Source organism: Pseudoalteromonas sp. NZS37, assembly GCF_015864265.1.
GTDB lineage: Bacteria > Pseudomonadota > Gammaproteobacteria > Enterobacterales > Alteromonadaceae > Pseudoalteromonas > Pseudoalteromonas arctica.
In genome coordinates, this window is the sequence record NZ_JADYXL010000068.1 from 1 (window position 1) to 636 (window position 636).

Annotated in this window: 1 pseudogene; it reads left to right on the forward strand. The window is 45.0% G+C overall.

The features are described from left to right. Positions 1–636 (forward strand): annotated as a pseudogene (locus I6F47_RS20470) (EF-Tu/IF-2/RF-3 family GTPase); the annotation flags it as partial.

The following is a 636-nucleotide window of genomic DNA, read 5'->3' on the forward strand; positions in this document are numbered from 1 at the left end:
AAGATTGTTGAGCTTGCAAACGCACTTGATACTTACATCCCAGAGCCAGAGCGTGACATCGATAAGCCTTTCATCATGCCTATCGAAGACGTTTTCTCAATCCAGGGTCGTGGTACTGTTGTAACTGGTCGTGTTGAAGCTGGTATCATCCGCATCAATGACGAAGTAGAAATTGTTGGTATCAATGATACAACTCGTTCTACTTGTACTGGTGTTGAAATGTTCCGTAAGCTTCTAGACGAAGGTCGTGCTGGCGAAAACATCGGCGCACTTCTACGTGGTACTAAACGTGAAGACGTTGAACGTGGTCAAGTACTAGCTAAGCCTGGTTCAATCAACCCACATACTACATTCACTTCAGAAGTATACGTACTTTCGAAAGATGAAGGTGGTCGTCATACTCCATTCTTCAAAGGTTACCGTCCACAGTTNCTCCATTCTTCAAAGGTTACCGTCCACAGTTCTACTTCCGTACAACTGACGTAACTGGTGACGTACAGTTACCAGATGGCGTAGAAATGGTAATGCCTGGTGATAACATCAAGATGACAGTAACTCTAATCGCACCAATCGCGATGGATGAAGGTCTTCGTTTTGCTATCCGTGAAGGTGGTCGTACTGTAGGTGCTGGTGTTG